This window comes from Streptomyces sp. B93 (assembly GCF_018070565.1).
Taxonomy (GTDB): Bacteria; Actinomycetota; Actinomycetes; order Streptomycetales; family Streptomycetaceae; genus Streptomyces.
Window position 1 is genome coordinate 1 of record NZ_JAGPXL010000024.1, and the last position, 21,146, is coordinate 21,146.

General features: G+C 72.1%; 18 protein-coding genes. 4 read left to right on the top strand and 14 right to left on the bottom strand.

The window, feature by feature from the left end; all coding sequences use genetic code 11:
• The coding region (locus tag KBY47_RS22200; RefSeq protein ID WP_282108435.1) for a carboxyl transferase domain-containing protein at positions 1-312 on the bottom strand (312 nt) is incomplete at its 3' end.
• Positions 313-502: 190 nt separating this feature from the next.
• Complete coding sequence (locus KBY47_RS22205) at positions 503-1,345, bottom strand: SDR family oxidoreductase (protein WP_210923375.1); 843 nt, start codon at positions 1,343-1,345, stop codon at positions 503-505.
• Between the two features lie 336 nt (positions 1,346-1,681).
• Here KBY47_RS22205 and hpnR point away from each other — a divergent pair, with 336 nt between their 5' ends.
• Both hpnR and KBY47_RS22215 read left to right on the top strand, forming a co-directional pair.
• Entirely contained in the window at positions 1,682-3,181 is a 1,500-nt protein-coding gene (hpnR, locus tag KBY47_RS22210) for a hopanoid C-3 methylase HpnR (protein WP_210923525.1), read from the top strand.
• A gap of 10 nt (positions 3,182-3,191) precedes the next feature.
• Positions 3,192-4,094, top strand: coding sequence for a DMT family transporter (locus KBY47_RS22215; RefSeq protein WP_210923377.1), 903 nt, complete (start codon positions 3,192-3,194; stop codon positions 4,092-4,094).
• Positions 4,095-4,435: 341 nt separating this feature from the next.
• Here KBY47_RS22215 and KBY47_RS22220 read toward each other — a convergent pair whose 3' ends face one another.
• Positions 4,436-5,722: a glycosyltransferase gene (locus KBY47_RS22220; protein ID WP_308405233.1), complete on the bottom strand. Its 1,287-nt coding sequence runs from the start codon at positions 5,720-5,722 to the stop codon at positions 4,436-4,438.
• Positions 5,723-5,867: 145 nt separating this feature from the next.
• Here KBY47_RS22220 and KBY47_RS22225 point away from each other — a divergent pair, with 145 nt between their 5' ends.
• Positions 5,868-6,422 (top strand): YceI family protein, encoded by a 555-nt coding sequence (locus KBY47_RS22225; RefSeq protein ID WP_210923381.1) that lies wholly within the window; start codon positions 5,868-5,870, stop codon positions 6,420-6,422.
• 19 nt (positions 6,423-6,441) lie between these two features.
• Here KBY47_RS22225 and KBY47_RS22230 read toward each other — a convergent pair whose 3' ends face one another.
• The 11 genes from KBY47_RS22230 to KBY47_RS22275 form a co-directional block, all read right to left on the bottom strand.
• Positions 6,442-7,797, bottom strand: coding sequence for a hypothetical protein (locus KBY47_RS22230; RefSeq protein WP_210923384.1), 1,356 nt, complete (start codon positions 7,795-7,797; stop codon positions 6,442-6,444).
• A 111-nt stretch (positions 7,798-7,908) separates the two neighbouring features.
• Positions 7,909-9,522, bottom strand: coding sequence for a citramalate synthase (cimA, locus tag KBY47_RS22235; protein ID WP_210923386.1), 1,614 nt, complete (start codon positions 9,520-9,522; stop codon positions 7,909-7,911).
• A 308-nt stretch (positions 9,523-9,830) separates the two neighbouring features.
• Positions 9,831-10,430 (bottom strand): TetR/AcrR family transcriptional regulator, encoded by a 600-nt coding sequence (locus KBY47_RS22240; RefSeq protein WP_210923388.1) that lies wholly within the window; start codon positions 10,428-10,430, stop codon positions 9,831-9,833.
• Positions 10,431-10,440: 10 nt separating this feature from the next.
• A complete protein-coding gene (locus tag KBY47_RS22245; protein ID WP_210923390.1) occupies positions 10,441-11,466 on the bottom strand; it encodes an agmatine/peptidylarginine deiminase in 1,026 nt (341 codons plus the stop codon).
• Positions 11,467-11,474: 8 nt separating this feature from the next.
• The gene (locus KBY47_RS22250; protein ID WP_210923391.1) at positions 11,475-13,148 is read right to left on the bottom strand and encodes an urease subunit alpha; all 1,674 of its coding nucleotides are present in this window, start codon (positions 13,146-13,148) and stop codon (positions 11,475-11,477) included.
• Position 13,149: 1 nt separating this feature from the next.
• Positions 13,150-13,824 carry an urease subunit gamma gene (gene ureA, locus KBY47_RS22255; protein WP_210923392.1) on the bottom strand — a complete coding sequence of 225 codons (675 nt, stop codon included), beginning with the start codon at positions 13,822-13,824 and terminating at the stop codon, positions 13,150-13,152.
• Positions 13,825-13,955: 131 nt separating this feature from the next.
• Positions 13,956-15,044, bottom strand: a complete 1,089-nt coding sequence (locus KBY47_RS22260; protein ID WP_210923393.1) for a branched-chain amino acid aminotransferase — start codon at positions 15,042-15,044, stop codon at positions 13,956-13,958.
• A gap of 254 nt (positions 15,045-15,298) precedes the next feature.
• Entirely contained in the window at positions 15,299-16,342 is a 1,044-nt protein-coding gene (locus tag KBY47_RS22265; protein ID WP_210923395.1) for a 3-isopropylmalate dehydrogenase, read from the bottom strand.
• A gap of 62 nt (positions 16,343-16,404) precedes the next feature.
• The gene (locus tag KBY47_RS37080; protein ID WP_282108436.1) at positions 16,405-16,536 is read right to left on the bottom strand and encodes a hypothetical protein; all 132 of its coding nucleotides are present in this window, start codon (positions 16,534-16,536) and stop codon (positions 16,405-16,407) included.
• Between the two features lie 261 nt (positions 16,537-16,797).
• Positions 16,798-18,429 carry an L-glutamate gamma-semialdehyde dehydrogenase gene (gene pruA / locus KBY47_RS22270; RefSeq protein WP_210923396.1) on the bottom strand — a complete coding sequence of 544 codons (1,632 nt, stop codon included), beginning with the start codon at positions 18,427-18,429 and terminating at the stop codon, positions 16,798-16,800.
• Positions 18,430-18,461: 32 nt separating this feature from the next.
• Positions 18,462-19,388: a proline dehydrogenase family protein gene (locus KBY47_RS22275; RefSeq protein ID WP_210923397.1), complete on the bottom strand. Its 927-nt coding sequence runs from the start codon at positions 19,386-19,388 to the stop codon at positions 18,462-18,464.
• Positions 19,389-19,553: 165 nt separating this feature from the next.
• Between KBY47_RS22275 and KBY47_RS22280 the strand changes: the two genes are divergently transcribed.
• The gene (locus KBY47_RS22280; RefSeq protein ID WP_210923398.1) at positions 19,554-21,107 is read left to right on the top strand and encodes a helix-turn-helix domain-containing protein; all 1,554 of its coding nucleotides are present in this window, start codon (positions 19,554-19,556) and stop codon (positions 21,105-21,107) included.
• The last annotated feature ends 39 nt before the right edge of the window (positions 21,108-21,146 follow it).

Sequence of the window (21,146 nt, forward strand, 5' to 3'; positions counted from 1 at the left end):
ATGGGCGTAGACGAACACCGTCCGCCCCTCCACCGTCCCCCAGCCGGTGACCACACCGTCCGTGTACGGCTTCCGCGCCTCCAGACCGAACCCGGAAGCACGATGCCGACGCAACTGCTCGACCTCGTGGAAGGAGCCCGGGTCCAGCAGCAGCTCGATACGCTCCCGGGCGGTCAGCTTGCCCTTGGCGTGCTGCGCCGCCGTCGCCTTCTCGCTGGGACCGGCCAGGGCCTGCGCACGGATCTCGTGCAGCTCGGCCACTCGCCCGCGTGCGTCCGTCGGCTCACCCGGTGCCTCATCCAAAACGGTCATGTAGTGACCTTACGAAGCCGAGCAAGGAAAGCGGGCCGTCGACTCCGTACAGTCTCCAGCGTGTTTTCCTGGTACGACTGAACAGAACCCCACCGCCATGCAGCCGTTCCGACTGCTCAGGGGGCGTTGTCGTTGTAGGAGGCGTACAAGCGACGGGCGGGTGCCCGACAGCGGACCACGGGTCGCCCGGTCAGCCGAACCGGTCCAGCAGCCGACGGTACAGGGACGGGGCGAGACCTCGCACCCTGCCGGGCAGGGTCAGCCAGCGGGGGACGTAGACGTCGTCGCGGCCCTGCCGTACGGCGTCCCAGACGGCGCCCGCGACGCGGTGCGCGGAGGTGGGGCGGGGCCGGGAGCGCCGGTAGGGGGTGCCCCGGCGGTCGAAGAAGGCGGTGTCGACGGGGCCGGGCACGACGAGGGTGACGCCCACTCCGGTGCCGCGCAGCTCCTGGCGCAGGGCCTCCGCGAACGCGGCCATGCCCGCCTTGGCCGCGGAGTACACGGCCTCGTCGCGCACGCCCACGCAGCCCGCGACCGAGCCGACGAGCACGACCCGGCCGCGACCGGCGGCGACCATCGCCGGGAGGACCTCGCGGACCAGGTGCAGGGTGGCGTTGAGGTCGACGTCCAGCACATGGTCGATGTCCGCGTGCCGCATCGTCAGGAAGGGCCCGGCCCACCCGATGCCCGCCCCCGCGACCAGCACGTCGATCCGCCCGGCGGACCGCAGCGCGGCCTGCGCGAGCGTCCTCGGCCCCTCCGGCTCGGTGAGGTCGGCGGGCAGCACCACCGCCGTGGTCCCCTCGGCCGTCTCCGCCAGCCGTCCCGGGTCGCGCCCGGTCAGCACCAACTGCCAGCCGCCCGCGGCGAACCGCCGGGCGGTCGCGGCCCCGATCCCGGAGGAGGCGCCGGTGACGAGGGCGACGGGACGGTCGGGGGGTGGCGCGGTCCCGGTGGCGCGGGGTGGCGGGTCGGGTCGGTGGGCGGAGTTCGGGACGGGGTCGTAGGTGGAGCCGGAGCCGGTGTGGGTCACTTGTCGGTCTCCCTGGGCTGTTGGTCCGGTGAGCCGGTGGGGCGCGGCCGGGGACGGACGCCGGGCGGTGCCCGATGTGTCCTGGTGCGGGTCCTTGTGTTCCAGGACACCGCCTCCGGGGCGGACCGCGCCAGTGGTGGAGCCGTTCGTACGAATATCGGTCACCGGCCGGGCCCGCGCGAGTCCGGTGCGCCGGGCCCCGGAACCACTCCTGCGGGCCGCCCGGTGCCGCCAGGCGGCGGTATGGGCGGTGCGTGCCCGGGTTTGCCGGGATACGAAGGGGAGACCCCGGAACCACTGCGTTCCGGTTCCGTCCGCTCTCGTGGCGAGGTGACCATGCGCGTGCTGCTCGTCCACCCCAGCGCCCTGATGTACTCGGAGATCTTCCTGCGGCTCGAACCCCTCGGTCTGGAACGGGTGGCGGGCGCGGCCCGTGACGCCGGGCACGAGGTGCGGGTGGTGGACCTCCAGGTGCTCGGCCAGGACCGGCTGCGCCGTGAGGTGATGTCCTTCCAGCCACAGGCACTGGGCATCTCGCTCAACTACCTGGCGAACATCCCGGAGGCGATCGAGCTGGCCGCCCGGGTGAAGCGGGTGGTGCCGGGGTGCTTCGTCTTCTTCGGCGGGCACAGCGTCTCCTTCGTCGCCGAGGACGTGCTGGAGCAGGCGGGCGGTGCCGTGGACGCGGTGGTGCGCGGTGAGGGCGAGCCGGTGGTCGCGCCACTGCTCCAGGCGGTCCGCGACGGTGGCGTGGACGGGGTGCCGGGTGTGGTCACCGCGGCCGGGCGGGGTCCCGCGCCGCTGATGCTGCACAGCATCGACAGCCCGCTCCCGGCCCGGGACCTGATGCGCGGCCGGCGCCGCTACTTCATCGGTGAGCTGGACCCGTGCGCCTCGATCGAGTTCACCCGCGGCTGTCCGTGGGACTGCTCCTTCTGCTCGGCGTGGACGTTCTACGGCCGCAGCTACCGCAAGGCGTCACCGGAGGCGGCGGCGGCCGAGCTGGCGAGCATCCGGGAGCCGAACGTGTTCATCGTCGACGACGTGGCGTTCATCCGGCCGGAGCACGGGGACGCCATCGCCGCCGAGGTGGAGCGGCGGCGCATCCGCAAGCGGTACTACCTGGAGACCCGCAGCGACGTGCTGCTGCGCCATCCCGAGGTGTTCGAGCGGTGGGCCCGGCTGGGGCTGCGCTACATGTTCCTCGGGATGGAGGCCATCGACGCCGAGGGGCTCGACCTGTACCGCAAGCGGGTCAGCCCCGACGAGAACATCAAGGCGCTGGAGACGGCCCGCAAGATCGGCATCACGGTCGCCATCAACCTCATCGTCGACCCCGCCTGGGACGAGGAACAGTTCCGGGTGGTACGGGAGTTCGCCCTCGCCGTCCCGGAGATCGTGCACTTCACCGTCATGACGCCGTATCCCGGCACCGAGATCTGGCACACCGAGTCGCGCCGCCTCACCACCCGCGACTACCGGCTCTTCGACATCCAGCACGCCGTGGTGCCGACCAAGCTGCCGCTGGAGCGGTTCTACGAGGAACTCGTCCGCACCCAGGCGGTGATCAACCGCAAGCACCTGGGGCTGCGCACCGCGTTCGGCGCGGCCCGGATCCTGGGCCGCAACCTCGCGCACGGGCAGACGAACTTCGCCCGCATGCTGTGGAAGTTCAACAAGGTCTACAACCCGCGCCGCCAGCTCGCGGACCACCGGCGGCCGGTCCGCTACGAGCTGCCGCTGCCGAAGCACCTGGACGTCGCCGACCGGCGGCAGCTGTACGTCCACACGCGCGGGGCGACCCAGGGCGCCCCCAGCCGCCGTATCGCCGAGTAGCGCGCCGGGTGTGACGGACGGAACCGTGCTGGCGATCGCCGTCCCGGCCTCGCTCGCCGCGGGCGCCTGCTTCGCCGTCGCGGGGGTGCTCCAGCAGTGGGCGGCGGCGGCCCGCCCGGACTCCGAGGCGCTGACGCCGCGGCTGCTGGCCCAGCTGGTCCGGGACCGGCTGTGGCTGTGCGGCATCGGTCTGGCTGTGCTCGCGTACGGCTTCCAGTCGCTGGCCCTGTCGTTCGGGCCACTGAGCCTCGTACAGCCGTTGATCGTGGCGGAGCTGGTGTTCGCGGTGCCGTTGTCGGCGCGGCTGTACCGGATGCGGCTGGGGCGGCGGGAGTGGTTCGGCACGCTGGCGGTGGCCGTGGGCCTGGCGCTGGCGCTGGTGTCGGCGCGGCCGGAGGGGGGCCGGCCGCAGGCGGTGGGGCTGGGGTCGTGGCTGCTGGTGCTGGGCGCGGTCGCGGGACTGGTGTGCGCGGCGCTGGCCGTGGGGCGGGTGCTGACGGGGCCGTGGCGGGCGTCGGCGACCGCGTTGGCGGCGGGGGCGGTGATGGGCACGCAGTCCGTGCTGCTGGCCGCGACCGTGGACCGGCTGCGGCAGGGGCTGCTCACCGCGCTGGCCGCCTGGCAGACGTACGCCCTGGTGGTGGCCAGCGTGGGCGGGCTGCTGCTCATCCAGAGCGCCTTCCAGCAGGGGCCGTTGGCGGCAAGCCTGACGGTCATCGACGCGACCGAGCCGGTGGTCGCCGTCACCGTCGGCACGACCCTGTTCGGCGAGACGGTGCGCACGGGCTGGCCGGTCAGCGCGGTCACCGTGGCGGGGCTGGGGTGCGTGGCCGCGGGGATCGCCTGCCTGGACACCTCACGACTGATCGCGGCGCTGCACGGGGGGCGGGGGCGGCCGGGTCCACCGGCGTGAGTCAGGCGGCACGGACCGGGATGGCGCCGGTGGCCCGGCTGGGCGGGTCCCGGACCCTCAGCAGGTCCGCCGCCCGTCCCGGCCCCAGGGGGACCGGCGGGACGGATCGCGGGGCGGTGGTCGCGGGGCGGTGGTCGCGGGGCGGTGGAGGCCACACCGGCACCAGGTCCTCCGCCCGTCCCAGCCCCAGGCGGGGTGGGACCGGCGGGACGGATCGCGGGGCGGTGGTCGCGGGGTTGCGGTCGCGGGACGGCGGTCGCGAGGCGGTGGTCGCGGGGCGGTGGGGTCCGCACCGGCAGCAGGTCCTCCGCCGGTCCCGGTGCCACGTGCGGGTCGGGTGGTCACGCGGCGCAGGCCGGGATGGCGCGGGGCGGTGGGGTCCACACCGGCAGCAGGTCCTCCGCCAGGACCCGGTCCCAGGTGGGGTGGGAGTGGTGGGCCGTGGTCGTGGCGGCGTGCTGGATCGCGGTGCGGCGGTCGGGGTGGTCCAGGACGGCCGCGAGGGCGTCGGCCCAGGCGCGCGGGTCGTCGTCGGGGACGACGATGCCGTCCCGGCCGGGGGCGGAGAGCCACTGGGTGGTGGCGGCGCCCTCGGGGAGCAGCACCGCGAGGCCGCTGGCCATCGCCTCGGCGACGACGTTGCCGCAGGTCTCGCTGCGGGACGGGAAGGCGAAGACGTCGCACCCGGCGTACACCTGGGCGAGCCGGTCCTGCGGGACCCGGCCGAGCCGGGTGACGTCGGCACCGAGCAGCCGCTGGACGGTGTCCGCCTCGGCGCCCGAGCCCGCGAGGACGAGGTGCGCGGTGCCGCCCCGGTGGCGCAGCAGCCGCATGGCGTGGGCGAGCAGCGGCAAGCCCTTGGTGGCGTCGAGGCGGCCCGCGAAGAGGACCAGCGGGCGGTCGGCGGGGATGCCGTGGCGCTGGGTGAGGCGGGCGCGGGCCGAGGGGTCGGGATGGAAGCGGTCCTGGTCGATGCCGCGGCGCAGCAGGGAGACCCGGTGCGGACCGAGGAGCGGGACGAACTCGGCGCGGCCCGCCGGGGTGGGCACGAGGACGCGTTCGCAGGCGTTCAGCAGCCGGTCGCGGCGCCGTCGCAGCCAGCTCTCCACCCGGTCGGCGAGGAAGTCGCCGGGGGCGGGGTGGTGGTGGCCGGGCAGCGGGAGCCTGCGGTCGGCGAGGTAGCGGGTGTAGACCGGGGCGAGCGCGGGGACGTCGGTGTGCACGGAGGCCACCAGGCGGGGCACCCGGGTGCCCCTGCGGGCGGCGGTCCGGGCCAGCCGGACGGCGGTGGCGGCGTAGGCGAAGCTATGGGTGAGGTGCCAGACGTCGTGCCGGGGCAGCAGGGTGGCGAGCCGGTGGTGGTACGGCGCCAGGTCGGACAGGTCCTCGGCCCCGTCGGCGGACGTCAGCGGTGCGGTGCTGAGGCCCGGACGGAGCATGATGAACCGGACACGCGGCGTCAGCGTCTCCACGTGGTCCCGCTCGCCGAGGAAGTAGACGGTGAGATCCGGAACCGGGCCGTCCGGCAGTTCTCCCGGGAGCCGGGCGGCGCACTCCGCGAACCGCTCCCAGCACTTCACATGGCCGCCTGACATGGGGGTTCGTGCCAGTTCGACCAGAACCGCCACCGAGTTCACGATCGCTGAGTACCACCCCGCCGGGTGATCCAATCGCGACTCGCGCCGATGACGTTGAAAGACGAATGGAATAGGTCTACGGTCATCCGTGTTGGGCTCGTTGAATCTTCAACTTACTACCCTCCTGGAGGACCCCATGAGCGCCCAGAACCTCGCCGCCGTCACCGGTGACTACACCATCGACCCCGCCCACTCCACCCTCGGCTTCGTCGCCCGGCACGCCATGGTGACCAACGTCAAGGGCAAGTTCCTCGACTTCAGCGGCAGCCTGCACCTGGACGGCACCGACCCGGCGAAGTCCACCGCGTCCATCGACGTGAAGATGGAGAGCATCGACACCGGCAACGCCGACCGCGACGGTCACCTGAAGAGCGCCGACTTCTTCAAGACCGACGAGTACCCGACCATGACCTTCCGGTCCACGTCGGCCGAGTCGCTCGGTGGCGACGACTACCGCATCACCGGCGACCTGTCGATCCTCGGCGTCACCAAGCCGATCACCATCGACCTGGAGTTCAACGGCGTCGCCAAGGACCCGTTCGGCAACGAGCGCGTCGGCTTCGAGGGCAAGGCCACGATCCTGCGCTCCGAGTGGGGCCTGACCTGGAACGCGGCCCTGGAGACGGGTGGCTTCCTGGTCTCGGACAAGATCAAGCTGAACTTCGACATCTCGGCGATCAAGAACGTCTGATCCGTTCCCCGAGGGGGCTTCAGAAGCCGCCGAAGTCCCCTCCCCCGAAACCGCCGCCACCGAAGTCCCCGCCGCCGAAACCGCCGCCGAAGTCACTTCCGCTGAAGTCGGCGCCGGAGACGTCTCCGCCCTCGTACCCGGCGCCGCCGAAGTCGCCGTAACCGGAGCCGTAGTCGGCGGCGTACGCCGAGGTCGCCATCATGTTGCCCAGCAGGGTGCCGACGAGCAGGGCCGGGAGCAGGCCGCTGCCGAAGTAGCCGCCCGCCCAGGGGCCGTAGGCCGGGCCCGCCTCCCAGTACGGGCGGCGGGAGCCGGAGTCGGTGGCGACCTCGCGGGCCAGCGGGTCGCGGCCCTCGGCGATGCGGGCCTGGTCGGCCGCGCACACCGGCACGTCACGGACCGCGCCGCCGTCCGGGGCCCACTCGACGTCGGCGACCGAGAGGCCGTGCCGGGGGTCGAAGAAGCACGGCGGGCGGCGCCGCGGCAGCGGGCGCCCCTCGCGGCGGGCGGCGAGCTGGGCCAGCGCGAAGCGGCCGTCGTCCACACACTGGGTGACCGGGCGGACGTCCTCCGGTTTCACCGCGGCCGCCATGTGCGACTTCGCCTTCTCGTACGCGTCCAGGGCACGCTCGTAGTCCTCGCGCATCGCGTCGGTGGCGCCGGGCTCGCCGGGGTGGAAGTCCAGCCGCTCCAGCTCCTCGCCGAACGCGGTGATGTCCTCGTCGACGACGACCCGCAGCTTCTCCAGCGCGGCCCGCTGCTCCTCCTCGTGCCGCCTGCGGTTGCGGCGCACCAGCGTGTACGCGCCCGCGCCGCCGGCCGCCACCACCGCGCCGAGCACGATCAGCCCACCGGCGGACACGCCCTCGGAGCCGCCGTCGCTCCAGCTGCTCGGCGCCGAGCCGCCGACGTTGCGCAGGGCGCTGTCGACGAAGTCGTTCAGCTGGGCCTTGGGGTCGCCCGCGCCTTGCACGGACGCGACCAGGTTGGCCACGCCCTGGTTGCTCAGCACGCTGCTGTCGGCACGGGCGTCGAACTCGTCGCCGAGCCTGATGCCGTACAGACCGGTCACGCCGGTCTCGGTGCGGAGGTTGCGGAAGAGGTCCTCGGTGGGATAGCCCTCGGGGAGCACGGCCACGAAGACGGGTTTGTCGGCGGCCTCGATCTTGTCGGCGAGCGCCTCGGCGTCGGCCGACGACAGCTGGCCGGAGGCGGCCGGGTCGACGTAGACCGGACTGTCGCGGAGTGCCGCGGCGATCTGGGAGACGTCGGTGGCGGCGTGTGCGCTGGGCGCACCGGCCATCAGCATCGCCACGAGAGCGGCGATGGGCACGAGCAGCAGGCGTGCGGAAGTGCGCACCAAGGTGGCCTTCATATCTTCGAAGCTACCCGAATTCGGGGGGAAACGGGTGTGTGCCCCGGCGCGGGTTTGGCGCTTCGCGCCGGGGCGCACATCACGGCTTGATCATCGTCGCCGGGTGCGGGGTCACTCCGCGGGCTCTACCCCCGCCCTCAGCAACCCGTACGTGTACGCGTCCTCCAAGGCCTGCCAGGACGCGGCGATGACGTTCTCGGCGACGCCCACCGTGGACCACTCGCCCGTGCCGTCGCTCGTGGAGATCAGGACGCGGGTGGTGGACTCGGTGCCGTGGACGCCCTCCAGGATGCGGACCTTGTAGTCGACCAGGTCCAGCTTGGCCAGCTGGGGGTAGATCTTCTCCAGGGCCACGCGCAGGGAGCGGTCGAGGGCGTTGACGGGGCCGTTGCCCTCGGCGGTGGCGACGATGCGCTCGCCCTTGGCCCAGAGCTTGACCGTGGCCTCGTTGGCGTGGGTGCCGTCGGGGCGGTCCTCGACGATGGCCCGCCAGGACTCGACCTCGAAGTAGCGCAGCGGCCTGCCGCCCTGGACCTCGGCGCGCAGCAGCAGTTCGAAGGAGGCGTCGGCGGCCTCGTAGGTGTAGCCCCTGAGTTCGCGGTCCTTGACCCGCTCCACGACCCGGCCGACCAGTTCGCGGTCGCCGCCCAGGTCGATGCCGAGTTCCTTGCCCTTCAGCTCGACGGAGGCGCGGCCCGCCATGTCGGAGACCAGCATCCGCATGGTGTTGCCGACCTGCTCGGGGTCGATGTGCTGGTAGAGGTCGGGGTCGACCTTGATGGCGGACGCGTGCAGGCCCGCCTTGTGGGCGAAGGCGGAGACGCCGACGTAGGGCTGGTGGGTGGAGGGGGTGAGGTTGACGACCTCGGCGATGGCGTGCGAGACGCGGGTCATCTCGCGGAGGCGGCCGTCGGGGAGGACCTTCTTGCCGTACTTCAGCTCCAGGGCGGCGACGACCGGGAAGAGGTTGGCGTTGCCGACGCGTTCGCCGTAGCCGTTGGCCGTGCACTGGACGTGGGTGGCGCCCGCGTCGACGGCGGCGAGGGTGTTGGCGACAGCGCAGCCGGTGTCGTCCTGGGCGTGGATGCCGAGCCGGGCGCCGGTGTCGGCCAGCACGGTCGACACGACCGCCTGTACCTGCGCCGGGAGCATGCCGCCGTTGGTGTCGCAGAGGATGACCACGTCGGCGCCGGCCTCGGACGCATTGCGCACGACCGCCTTGGCGTACTCGGGGTTGGCGCGGTAGCCGTCGAAGAAGTGCTCGCAGTCGACGAAGACCCGGCGGCCCTGCTCACGGAGGTAGGAGACGGTGTCGCGGACCATCGCCAGGTTCTCGTCGAGGGTGGTGCGCAGGGCCAGCTCGACATGCCGGTCGTGGGACTTGGCGACCAGGGTGATCACCGGGGCTCCGGACTCCAGCAGCGCCCTGACCTGTGGGTCGTCGGCCGCCTTGGCCCCCGCGCGGCGGGTCGCGCCGAAGGCGACCAGCTGGGCGTGCCGGAAGACGATCTCCTGCTGGGCGCGGGCGAAGAACTCGGTGTCCCGGGGGTTGGCGCCGGGCCAGCCGCCCTCGATGAAGCCCACGCCGAAGTCGTCCAGGTGCCGTGCGATGGTCAGCTTGTCCGCGACGGTGAGGTTGATGCCCTCCCGCTGCGCGCCGTCGCGCAGGGTGGTGTCGAAGACGTGGAAAGAGTCGTCCAGCTCGCTGGTTGCCGTCTCGGTCATGGTCTGAAGGCTCCTGAGTTGATCTCGGTCTACCGGAATGACCGGCTCCACCGTCCCCCTATGGTCTCGCACGCTCTCCGCCCGGTATGGGATGGTCCGGGCAAAAGAAAAACCCCTCGCGGGTGCGAGAGGTCTGCGCGCGGGTCGAGGACGACGATGGCCGCCCGTACCTGGTCGTACGTGGCGGTCACTGCGGACCGGCGCGCCTGCTGCCAATAATCATGGCGAACGAGAGCACGGAGGCAGTCTGGCACAGACGGTCACCGGATCTCACCGCTGTCTCAGGATTCGGGCGCCCGTCCAGGACGTCAGGGCGCGGACAGCGTCTCGTCGAGGAATTCCCGTACGTGCGCGAGGACCCGCTCCCGGTCGGTGCCCCGCAGCCCGATCGCCACATGGATGGAGAAGCCGTCCAGGAGCGCCCGCAGCCGGGCGGCGAACCGGTCGGGGTCGACCGCGCGGAACTCGCCGCGTGAGAGGCCCTCGCCGAGCAGCGCCACCAGATCGCGGTGCCAGGCCCCCTCGATGGCGGCCTGGCGCTCGCGGGCGCTGTCGTCGGCGTTCTGCGACCGGTTCCAGACCTCCAGCCACAGGGTCCAGTGCGGATCGCGGTGACCGTCGGGCACATACAGGTCGACATAGGCGTCGAGCCGCTCCCGCGCGGACACGGCACGGTCCATCAGCCGCCCCCGCTCGACCCCTAGCCGCCCCTCACTCCACTCCAGGGTGCGCAGCAACAGCTCGTCCTTGGACCGGAAGTAGTACAGCAGATGACCGCTGCTCATCCCGACCTCACGCCCGAGCCCCGCCATGGTCAGCTTCTCCAGCCCACGCTCGGCGATCATCGCCATGGCCGCGGCGAGGACGTCCTCGCGGGGCGGGGCGGGCCTGCGCTGCGCACCGGCCATCGAACGGCTCCTAGATCCTCGGCTGCTGCTGGGTGATGCAGTGGATGCCCCCGCCACCGGCGAAGATCGTACGCGCGTCGACGAGGGTCACGATCCGGTCGGGGAACAGACGGCGGAAGATGCCCGCGGCCGTCTCGTCGCGGGGGTCGTCGAAGGCGCAGAGGACGACGCCGCCGTTGCAGAGGTAGTGGTTGATGTAGGAGTAGTCGGCCCAGTGTCCGTCGGCCTCCAGGACGGTCGGGGCGGGTACCTCGACGACCTCGAGGGGGCGGCCCCGGGCGTCGGTCTGCGTCCGCAGCAGGCCGATGACCTCCCGGGTCACCTCGTGGTCGGGGTGTGCCGGGTCGGGCTGGTGGTGGGCGACGACCACGCCGGGGCGGGCGAAGGCGGCGACGATGTCGACGTGGCCGAGGGTGCCGTAGCCATACGGGGGGTAGTCGGCGGTGAGGCCGCGCGGCAGCCAGATCGCCTTGCGGGTGCCGAGCCGGGCGTGGATCTCCGCCTCGGCCTCCGCCCTCGTCCAGCCGGGGTTGCGTTCGGGGCCGAGCTGCACGGTCTCCGTCAGCAGGACCGTGCCCTCGCCGTCGACGTGGATCGCGCCGCCCTCGTTGACCAGCGGTGAGGTGTACGTCGTCGTGGCGCCCGCGAGGTCCGCGACGTACGCGGCGATCTTCGCGTCGTGCTCCCAGCGGGCCCAGTGCTGGGCGCCCCAGCCGTTGAACGTCCAGTCGACGGCGGCCAGTTCACCCCGGCCGTTGGTAAGAAAGGTGGGCCCGATGTCCCGCATCCAGGCGTCGTCGAGTTCGCGCTCCACGGTGTCGACGCCGTCACCGAGCAGTTCCCGGGCGTCCGCCGACTGCCCGGGCCCGCACACCACGGTCACCGGTTCGAAGCGGCGGATCGTCCGGGCCACGGCCGCCCAGGCGGCCCGGGCCTCCGCCAGCTCCCCGGGGTCGTCGAAGGTCGGGTTGGCGCCCGGCCAGGCCATCCAGGTGCGCTCGTGCGGGGCCCACTCGGGGGGCATACGGAAGGTCATCGGCGGTCCTAGAGGAAGTACAGGCGGTTGAGGGAGACGGAGTCGGCCGGTTCCGAGCGCAGCGGCTCCCCGTCCAGCGTGACCAGGCCCGTGCGCTGATCGACGTCGACGGCCCCGGTACGGGAGTTCAGCCGCAGGTCGGCCGGTCCGATGCCGCGGGTGCCGCGCACGGCGACGCGTCGGCGCCGGGTGGGCATCGTGTCGTGGCCCTGGTCCAGGGCGGCCTGGGCCACGAAGGCCACGGAGATGTCGGCCGGAGTGGCGCCGTACGCCCCGAACTGCGGGCCCAGGACGAGGGGTTCACAGGTGTCCGTGGCCGCGTTGGGGTCGCCGACCACGCCGTACGCCGGGAACCCCGACTTCAGCACCAGCTGCGGCTTGGCACCGAAGAACTCCGGCCGCCACAGCACGATGTCGGCGAGCTTGCCGACCTCCAGCGAGCCCACCTCGTGCGCCAGCCCGTGGGCGATGGCGGGGTTGACGGTGAGCTTGGCCAGGTAGCGCAGGACGCGCTCGTTGTCGTGGCCGTCGTCCGGGGCGCCGAACTCGGCCTTCATCTTCCCGGCCATGGCGAACGTACGGCGGACGGTCTCGCCCGCCCGGCCCATGCCCTGCGCGTCGGAGGAGGTGATGCCGATCGCGCCCAGGTCGTGCAGCACGTCCTCGGCGCCCATGGTCCCGGCGCGGATGCGGTCGCGGGCCATGGCGGCGTCGCCCGGCAGGTCGGTCTTGAGGTCGTGGACGGAGACGATCATGCCGTAGTGCTCGGCGACCGCGTCCCGGCCGAAGGGCAGGGTGGGGTTGGTGGAGGAGCCGATGACGTTGGGGACGCCCGCCATCTTCAGCACGTTCGGGACATGTCCGCCGCCGCAGCCCTCGATGTGGAAGGCGTGGATGGTGCGGCCCTCCAGCACGCGCAGGGTGTCCTCGACGGACAGGCACTCGTTGAGGCCGTCGCTGTGCAGGGCCACCTGGACGTCGTGCTCCTCGGCGACGCGCAGGGCGGTGTCCAGGGCCCGGGTGTGGGCGCCCATGTCCTCGTGCACCTTGAACCCGGACGCGCCCCCTTCGGCCAGCGCTTCCACCAGCGGCGCGGCGTCGGACGACGAACCCCGGCCCAGGAAGCCGATGTTGACCGGCCAGGCATCGAAGGCGCCGAACGCGCGCCGCAGCGCCCAGGGCGAGTTGACACCGACGCCCCAGACCGGCCCGAACTCCTGCCCGATGATGGTGGTCACCCCGGAGGCCAGCGAGGCCTCCATGATCCGCGGCGACAGCAGGTGGACATGGGTGTCGACCGCTCCGGCGGTGGCGATCAGCCCCTCGCCGGACACGATGGTGGTGCCGGTGCCGACCACGACGTCCACCCCGTCGAGGGTGTCGGGGTTCCCGGCCCGCCCGATCGCGCTGATCCGGCCCTCGCGGATGCCGATGGACACCTTGCGGACGCCCTGCACGGCGTCGATCACGACGACGTTGCTGATGACGACGTCGCAGGTGTCGCGTACGGCGGCGGCCTTGAGGTGCAGCCCGTCGCGGGCGGTCTTGCCGAAACCGGCCAGGAACTCGTCGCCGTAGGACTGCGCGTCGGACTCGACGCGGATCACCAGCCCGGAGTCCCCGAGCCTGATCCGGTCCCCGGCCCGCGGTCCGTGCACCGAGGCGTACTCGTACGGGTCCATCTCACGCTCCCAGATATCCGCAGGCGGCGGCCCTGCGCAGGGCCTCTTCCCGGGCGCCGGGCGCGTCCAGCGGCCCGTCGACGAGCCCGGCGAACCCGATGGCCACCCGCGCCCCGCCGATGGGGACGAGCCCGACCTCGACGCTCTCCCCCGGCCCGAACCGCACCGACGACCCCGCGGGCACCGCCAGCCGCATCCCGTAGGCCCGTTCCCGTACGAAGTCCAGCCGCGGGTTGGCCTCGAAGAAGTGGAAGTGGGAGGTGACGGAGACCGGCACGGTCGCGGTGTTGGTGACGGTGAGCCGTACGGCGGCGACCGGCTCCTCGTGCGCGGGGCCGGGGAGCAGCGCACCCGGCGCCTCCTCTCCCCCGCCACCGCCGAGGGGGTCGGTGACGACCGCGAGCCGGGAGCCGTCGTCGAAGACGGCCTCGACATGGACCTCGGTGACCACGTCCGCCACGCCCGGCAGCACGTCGTCGGGGCCGAGCACGGACCGGGCGGCCTCGATGGCCTCGGCCAGTCGGCGGCCGTCCCGGGCGGCCTCGCACACGGTGTCCGCGATGAGGGCCGTCGCCTCCGGCACGTTCAGCCGCAGCCCCCGGGCCCGGCGGGCACGGGCCAGTTCGGCGGCGCCGAAGAGCAGCAGCCGGTCCCGTTCGGTGGGGGTCAGTCGCATGAGGGGGCACCTCCTCCGGTGTTAGAGCAGCACTCTAACCCGTTAGAGCGCCGTTCTAAAACGGATGGGGGCATACGAACGAGGCCCGCACCCCATGACCGGGTTGCGGGCCTCGCCAAGAAGCGGAAGGGTCAGCTCAGCTGGTGCATCCAGCCGTGGGTGTCCTCGGCGGTCCCCCGCTGGATGTCCAGCAGCGCGGACCGCAGCCGCATCGTCGCCTCGCCGGGCTGCCCGTCGGAGTGCTGCCACTCGGCGCCGGTGCGCTTGACCGTGCCGACCGGTGTGATCACCGCGGCGGTGCCGCAGGCGAAGACCTCGGTGAGGCTGCCGTTCTCCGCGTCGCGCTGCCACTGGTCGATGGAGACACGGCCCTCCTCGGCCTCGTAGCCGAGGTCGCGGGCGACGGTGAGGAGGCTGTCGCGGGTGACGCCCTCCAGGATGGAACCGGTGAGGGTGGGGGTGACGATCTTGTTGCCGTACACGAAGTACAGGTTCATGCCGCCGAGTTCCTCGACCCACTTGTGCTCGACCGCATCGAGGTAGCAGACCTGGTCGCACCCCTTGGCGGCGGCCTCGGCCTGGGCGAGCAGGGAGGCGGCGTAGTTGCCGCCGGTCTTGGCGTCGCCCATGCCGCCGGGGACGGCGCGGACGCGGTCCTCGGAGAGCCAGATGGAGACCGGCTTGACGCCACCGGGGAAGTAGGCCCCGGCCGGGCAGGCGATGACCAGGAACAGGTACTCGCCAGCGGGCTTCACACCGAGACCGACCTCGGTGGCGATCATGAACGGCCGCAGGTAGAGGGACTCCTCGCCGCCGTGCGCCGGCACCCAGGCCTGGTCCTGGCGGACCAGCGCGTCACAGGCCTCGATGAAGGTCTCGACCGGCAGTTCGGGCATGGCCAGGCGCCGGGCTGAGCGCTGGAAGCGCAGGGCGTTCCGGTCGGGGCGGAACGTGGCGACCGAGCCGTCGGGGCGACGGTAGGCCTTCAGCCCCTCGAAGATCTCCTGCGCGTAGTGCAGGACGTTGGTGGCCGGGTCGAGGGGGATCGGCGCGTACGGGACGAGCTGTCCGTCGTGCCAGCCGCGGCCCTCGGTCCACTTGATCGTCACCATGTGGTCGGTGAAGTGGCGGCCGAACCCGGGGTTGGCCAGTATGGCCTCCCGCTCGGCGTCGGAGAGCGGGCTGGCGGAGGGCTTGAGCTCGATCGTGGGCGTCGTCATGAGTGGTTGTCCTTCACCGGTTGTAGTGACGGGCCGCGCTCACGCCCGTCGCGGCCGGTGGCCAGTGCTAGGACGTCCGAGCATTCCCTCATTCCGCGGCTCCGCGTTCGATTATCGCGCGCGGGTCGCCGAGGAAGAAACGCGGAAGAAAACGGTGTGAACGGGGCCCAGGGTTGATGGTGGCACCCGGCGGGGACATGCGGAAGCCGCCGGGTGCGGATGCGACCCGGCGGCTTCGAGGAGGAACCGACGGGTCAGCCGGCTACTCGTACGGCGAGCGCGTCGCCGATCTCGGCGGTGGAGCGGGCGGGCCCGCCGACCCGGTCGGCCAGGTCGGCGGCGACCGCGTCCTCGATCCGGGTCGCCTCGGCGTCGCGGCCGAGGTGACGCAGGAGCAGCGCGACGGACAGGACGGTGGCCGTGGGGTCGGCCTTGCCCTGGCCCGCGATGTCCGGGGCCGAGCCGTGCACCGGCTCGAACATGGACGGGAACTCGCCGGAGGGGTTGATGTTCCCGCTCGCGGCGACGCCGATGCCGCCGGAGACGGCCGCGGCGAGGTCGGTGATGATGTCGCCGAAGAGGTTGTCGGTGACGATCACGTCGAAGCGCTCGGGCTGGGTGACGAGGTAGATCGTCGCCGCGTCGACGTGGATGTACTCGGTGCTGACCTCGGGGTACTCGGCGGCCACCGCGTTGAAGACGTTCGTCCACAGATGACCGGCGAAGGTCAGCACGTTGTTCTTGTGGACCAGCGTGAGCTTCTTGCGCGGGCGGGCCTGGGCGCGGGCGAAGGCGTCGCGGACGACGCGCTCGACGCCGTAGGCGGTGTTGACGGACACCTCGGTGGCGACCTCGTGCTCGGTGCCCTTGCGGATGGCGCCGCCGTTGCCGGTGTACGGGCCCTCGGTGCCCTCGCGGACGACCACGAAGTCGATCTCCGGCTGGCCCTTCAGGGGCGTCTCGACACCCGGCAGCAGCTTGCTCGGCCGCAGGTTGACGTGGTGGTCGAAGGCGAAGCGGAGCTTGAGCAGGAAGCCGCGCTCCAGGACGCCGGAGGGGACGCTGGGGTCCCCGATGGCGCCGAGCAGGATGGCGTCGTGGCCCTTGAGGGCGTCGAGGTCGGCGTCGGTGAGGGTCTCACCGGTGGCGTGGTAGCGCCGGGCGCCGAAGTCGTACTCCTTGGTCTCCAGCTTCACATCCTGCGGGAGGACGGCGGAGAGGACCTTGAGGCCTTCGGTCACGACCTCCTGGCCGATGCCGTCACCGGGGATCACTGCGAGATTGATGCTGCGAGACATGACGGGCACCCTACTCCGCGTCCCATGGGATGACACGGACCGTCCGCGATGTGGACATGCGGTCAGTGGCCGGTGGCGCCGCCGTTGTCCCGGCGGTCGAGAGCCCGCTGGAGTGCGGCTGCGGCGTTCTTGCGGTCGGAGTCGGTCGTACGGGGGAGGTGACGGACTCGGCGGCGGACGGTCGTCTCGGCCATGGGGAATCGACTCCTTCGAGGAACCGGGAAGGACGGGGTACGAGACGCCGGAAGTGCGGGGAGCTTCGGGGCCACAGGGGTTGCCTGCGTGGGGCCCGGCTCACAACCGCCATTCGCTGGGTCGAGCGAGACGTTCGGCTCCTACAAAAGTAGGCGACGGTGGAGCGTCTGTCTCCACAATTACTCGGACTTCCTACTATCTGAGACGGCGAACACGCGAGAGGGCCGGATCCCGGGGGATCCGGCCCTCTCACCAGGGGGTCAGCCCATGTGCGGGTAGGTGTAGTCGGTCGGCGCGACCAGGGTCTCCTTGATGGCCCGGGTCAGCGTCCAGCGCAGCAGGTTCTGCGGGGCGCCCGCCTTGTCGTTGGTGCCGGAAGCACGGCCGCCGCCGAAGGGCTGCTGGCCGACGACGGCGCCGGTCGACTTGTCGTTGATGTAGAAGTTGCCCGCGGCGTAGCGCAGCTTCTCCATCGTGTACGCCGCCGCCGCGCGGTCGCCGGAGATGACCGAGCCGGTCAGCGCGTAGTCGGACACCGACTCCATCTGCGTCAGCATCTCGTCGTACTTCTCGTCCTCGTAGACGTGCACGGCGAGGAACGGGCCGAAGTACTCGGTCGTGAAGACCTCGTTCTCCGGGTCGGTGCACTCGACGACCGTCGGGCGGACGAAGTAGCCGACCGAGTCGTCGTAGCTGCCGCCCGCGACGATCGTGCAGGTCGGGTCCTCCTTGGCGCGGTCGATGGCGGCCTTGTTCTTGGCGAACGCCCGCTCGTCGATGACCGCGCCGATGAAGTTCGACAGGTCGGTGACGTCACCCATGGTCAGGTAGTCGACCTCGGCGGCGAACTCCTCCTTGAAGCCGGAGTTCCAGATCGAGGCGGGGATGTACGCCCGGGAGGTGGCCGAGCACTTCTGGCCCTGGTACTCGAAGGCGCCGCGGGTCAGCGCGGTCTTCAGCACGGCGCGGTCGGCCGACGGGTGGGCGACGAGGAAGTCCTTGCCGCCGGTCTCGCCGACCAGACGCGGGTAGGTGCGGTACTTCTCGATGTTGTTGCCGACCGTCTTCCACAGGTACTGGAACGTCTTGGTCGAGCCGGTGAAGTGAATGCCCGCGAGGTCCCGGTGCTCCAGGGCGACCTTGGAGACCTCGATGCCGTCGCCGGTGACCAGGTTGATGACGCCCTTGGGCAGCCCGGCCTCCTCCAGCAACTGCATCAGCAGCACGGCGGCGTGGGTCTGCGTCGGGGACGGCTTCCACACCACGACGTTGCCCATGAGGGCGGGGGCGGTGGGCAGGTTGCCCGCGATCGCCGTGAAGTTGAACGGCGTGATCGCGTAGACGAAGCCCTCCAGCGGGCGGTGGTCGAGCCGGTTCCACACGCCCGGGGAGTTGGCCGGGGGCTGCTCGGCCAGGATCTTGCGGGCGTAGGCGACGTTGAACCGCCAGAAGTCGATCAGCTCGCAGGGCGTGTCGATCTCGGCCTGCTGGGCGGTCTTGGACTGCCCGAGCATGGTGGAGGCGGCCAGCGTCTCGCGCCACGGCCCGGACAGCAGCTCGGCGGCGCGCAGGATGATCGCGGCGCGGTCGTCGAACGACATAGCGCGCCAGGCCGGAGCGGCGGCGAGGGCGGCGTCGATGGCGTCCTGCGCGTCCTGCTGGGTGGCGTTGGCGTAGGTGCCGATGCGGGCCTTGTGGTTGTGCGGCTGCACGACGTCGAACCGCTCGCCGCCGCCCATCCGCTTCTCACCGCCGATGGTGCAGGGCAGGTCGATTGGGTTGTCGGCCAGCTCCTTCAGCTTGGCCTCCAGCCGGGCACGCTCGGGCGAACCGGGGGCGTAGCCGTGCACCGGCTCGTTGACGGGGGTGGGGACCTGGGTCACAGCGTCCATGGGTTCCGTAACTCCTTACTGAGCGGTGTGGTTCAGCCCTTGGTGATCATGCTGCGTACGAAGAACCGCAGGTTGGCGGGCTTCTCCGCCAGACGCCTCATGAAGTAGCCGTACCAGTCGGTTCCATAGGCGGTGTAGACGCGCATGCGGTGGCCCTCGGCGGCCAGCCGCAGGTGCTCGTCACCGCGGATGCCGTACAGCATCTGGAACTCGTACTCGTCCGGCTTGCGCCCGGCGCGCCGGGCGAGTTCCTGGGTGATGGAGATCAGGCGCGGGTCGTGGGACCCGATCATCGGGTAGCCCTCGCCGTCCATGAGGATCTTCAGGGCGCGGACGTACGCCTTGTCGATCTCGTGCTTCTGCTGGTAAGCGACCGACGCGGGCTCCTTGTAGGCGCCCTTCACCAGCCGCACCCGGCTGCCGCTCCCGGCGAGGCGGCGGGCGTCGGCCTCGGTGCGGAACAGGTAGGCCTGGATGACGCAGCCGGTCTGGGGGAAGTCGGCGCGCAGTTCGTCGTGGATGGCGAACATCGAGTCGAGGGTGGTGTGGTCCTCGGCGTCCAGGGTGACCGTGGTGCCGATCTCGGCGGCGGCCTCGACGACCGGGCGGACGTTCTTCAGCGCCAGTTCGTGGCCACCGTCCAGGGCCTGCCCGAACATGGACAGCTTGACCGACATCTCGGCGCGGGTGCCGAGGTCCAGTGGCTTGAGCCGGTCGATCAACTCCAGGTAGGCGTCCCGGGCGGCCTCGGCCTGCGCGGGGCTGGTGATGTCCTCGCCGACGACGTCCATCGTCAGCTCCAGGCCCCGCGCGGTCAGCTCCCGCACCACCGGCAGGACCTCGTCGACCGTCTCACCGGGGATGAAGCGGTCGACGACCTGCTTGGTACCGGGAGCCGCCGAGATCATTCGTCGCATCCGGTCGCTGCGCGAGGCGGCGAGAATCACGGGACCCAGCACGGGGCACCTCCACTTACACATGCATGACTGGGCCGTCGGCCGACGATTCGGCTACGGCACGGAGAACCACCGTGAAACCTAAGGATCCCTCCGATCGTGGGCCATCGACAGCTGTCACGCATCCGTGCCACCGATCTCAGACAGATGTCTGAAGTCCGTCGTTACATGGGGGAGAATGCCCGGGTGACGTCGGAATTCAGGGCTGACTACCAGGAGCTGGTCGACGAGATCTCGGAGCTGCTGGGCGCCCCGGCGACCCTGGAGAACCGCGACTTCGAGCTGATCGCCTTCGGCGCGTACGACAGTGAGGGCGACCTCGATCCCTCCGCCCTGGACCCGGTGCGCACCCGCTCGATCCTCACCCGGCGCTCCACGGCCGCCGTCCGGGCCTGGTTCGAGGGCTTCGGCATCACCCGCGCGACCGGTCCCGTCCGCATCCCGCGCACCCCGGAGGCGGGGGTGCACCGGGGCCGTATCTGCCTGCCGGTGCGGCACCGGGGCGTGGTCCTCGGCTACGTCTGGCTCCTGGACAGCGACCCGGGGCCGACGGACGCGCAGCTCACGGCGGCGATGGAGGTGACGGTCCGGATCGGCGCGCTGCTCGCCGACGAGGCCCAGCACGGCGCCGACCTCAGCCGGGAGCTGCGGGCGGTCCTCGGCGCCGAGCGCGGCTGGCAGCAGGACATGGCCGTCGCCGAGCTGCGCACCGCCCTCGGCGCCCGCGCGGACGCCCCGCACACGGTGGTGTGCGTGGCCCCCTGGCCGTCCGCCGACCCGGACGACGCCCCGTCGGTGCGTACGGTGCCGGGGGCGACGGCCCTGTGCACGGTCCCGTGGGGCGCGGCGGGCACCGCCCTGGCCCTGCTGATCCGCCTGCGCTCCACGGACGTACCGACTCCGGCAACCTCAGCGGCGGCCCGCCTGCTGGAGCGGGCACGGGGGTTGACGGGGGCGCCGTCGGGCGGGGCGATGGGGCCGACGGGGATGCCGTCGGGCGGTACGGCGGCCAGGCAGTCCGGGACGGCCAGGCAGGCGGGGGCGCCGAGCGACGGGACCGCGGGCAGACAGACGGGTACGCCGTCCGGGCAAGGGAGTACGCAGTCCGGCGCAGCGGGCGGGCAGACGGGTACGCCGTCCGGCGCGGAGGGCGGGCAGCCGAGCACCCCGTCGGGCGCGACGGGGAGGCAGGCGGGGACGCCGAGCGGCGGGACGGGGAAGCAGGCCGGTACGCCGACCAGCGCGACGGCCAGGCAGGCCGGGGCGTCGTCCGGCGGGGCCGGGTGGCAGGTCGGGGCGTCGTCCGGGCCCGCTGCCGGGATCGCCACCGCTCGTGGTGGGCTCGCGGAGTTGGGGGTCGCCTGGCGGGAGGCGTCGGCGGCGGCGCGGGCCGCGTTGGCGGAACCCCGGTTCGGGCCGGTCGCCGAGTGGGCGTCCATCGGCCCGTTCCGGCTGCTGACCGCGCTGCCCCCGGAGACGGCCCAGGACCCCGCCGTGGCGGCCCTGCTCTCCCCCGCCCACCGCGAACTGGCGAGGACCGCCGAGACCTACCTCGACTGCGCGGGCCAGGCCACCCGCACCGCCGCCGAGCTGGGCATCCACCGCCAGACCCTCTACTACCGGCTGTCCCGCGTCGAGCAGCTCACCGGCCTGGACCTGGACGACGGCGAGGACCGGCTGCTGCTGCACATGGCGCTGAAGGGGGCGCGGCTGCGGCCGTAGGGCCGGGTCCGGTGCACGGGAAAGCGCCGGACCAGCTGG

Excerpts from the sequence above, each read along its gene's own strand:
- KBY47_RS22260 (WP_210923393.1), bottom strand. The coding sequence starts at position 15,044 with ATGACGACGCCCACGATCGAGCTCAAGCCCTCCGCCAGCCCGCTCTCC.
- hpnR (WP_210923525.1), top strand. The coding sequence starts at position 1,682 with ATGCGCGTGCTGCTCGTCCACCCCAGCGCCCTGATGTACTCGGAGATC.
- KBY47_RS22265 (WP_210923395.1), bottom strand. The coding sequence starts at position 16,342 with ATGTCTCGCAGCATCAATCTCGCAGTGATCCCCGGTGACGGCATCGGC.
- pruA (WP_210923396.1), bottom strand. The coding sequence starts at position 18,429 with ATGGACGCTGTGACCCAGGTCCCCACCCCCGTCAACGAGCCGGTGCAC.
- KBY47_RS22250 (WP_210923391.1), bottom strand. The coding sequence starts at position 13,148 with ATGGACCCGTACGAGTACGCCTCGGTGCACGGACCGCGGGCCGGGGAC.
- KBY47_RS22245 (WP_210923390.1), bottom strand. The coding sequence starts at position 11,466 with ATGACCTTCCGTATGCCCCCCGAGTGGGCCCCGCACGAGCGCACCTGG.
- KBY47_RS22230 (WP_210923384.1), bottom strand. The coding sequence starts at position 7,797 with ATGAAGGCCACCTTGGTGCGCACTTCCGCACGCCTGCTGCTCGTGCCC.
- KBY47_RS22280 (WP_210923398.1), top strand. The coding sequence starts at position 19,554 with ATGGGGGAGAATGCCCGGGTGACGTCGGAATTCAGGGCTGACTACCAG.
- KBY47_RS22240 (WP_210923388.1), bottom strand. The coding sequence starts at position 10,430 with ATGGCCGGTGCGCAGCGCAGGCCCGCCCCGCCCCGCGAGGACGTCCTC.
- cimA (WP_210923386.1), bottom strand. The coding sequence starts at position 9,522 with ATGACCGAGACGGCAACCAGCGAGCTGGACGACTCTTTCCACGTCTTC.
- KBY47_RS37080 (WP_282108436.1), bottom strand. The coding sequence starts at position 16,536 with ATGGCCGAGACGACCGTCCGCCGCCGAGTCCGTCACCTCCCCCGTACG.
- KBY47_RS22225 (WP_210923381.1), top strand. The coding sequence starts at position 5,868 with ATGAGCGCCCAGAACCTCGCCGCCGTCACCGGTGACTACACCATCGAC.
- ureA (WP_210923392.1), bottom strand. The coding sequence starts at position 13,824 with ATGCGACTGACCCCCACCGAACGGGACCGGCTGCTGCTCTTCGGCGCC.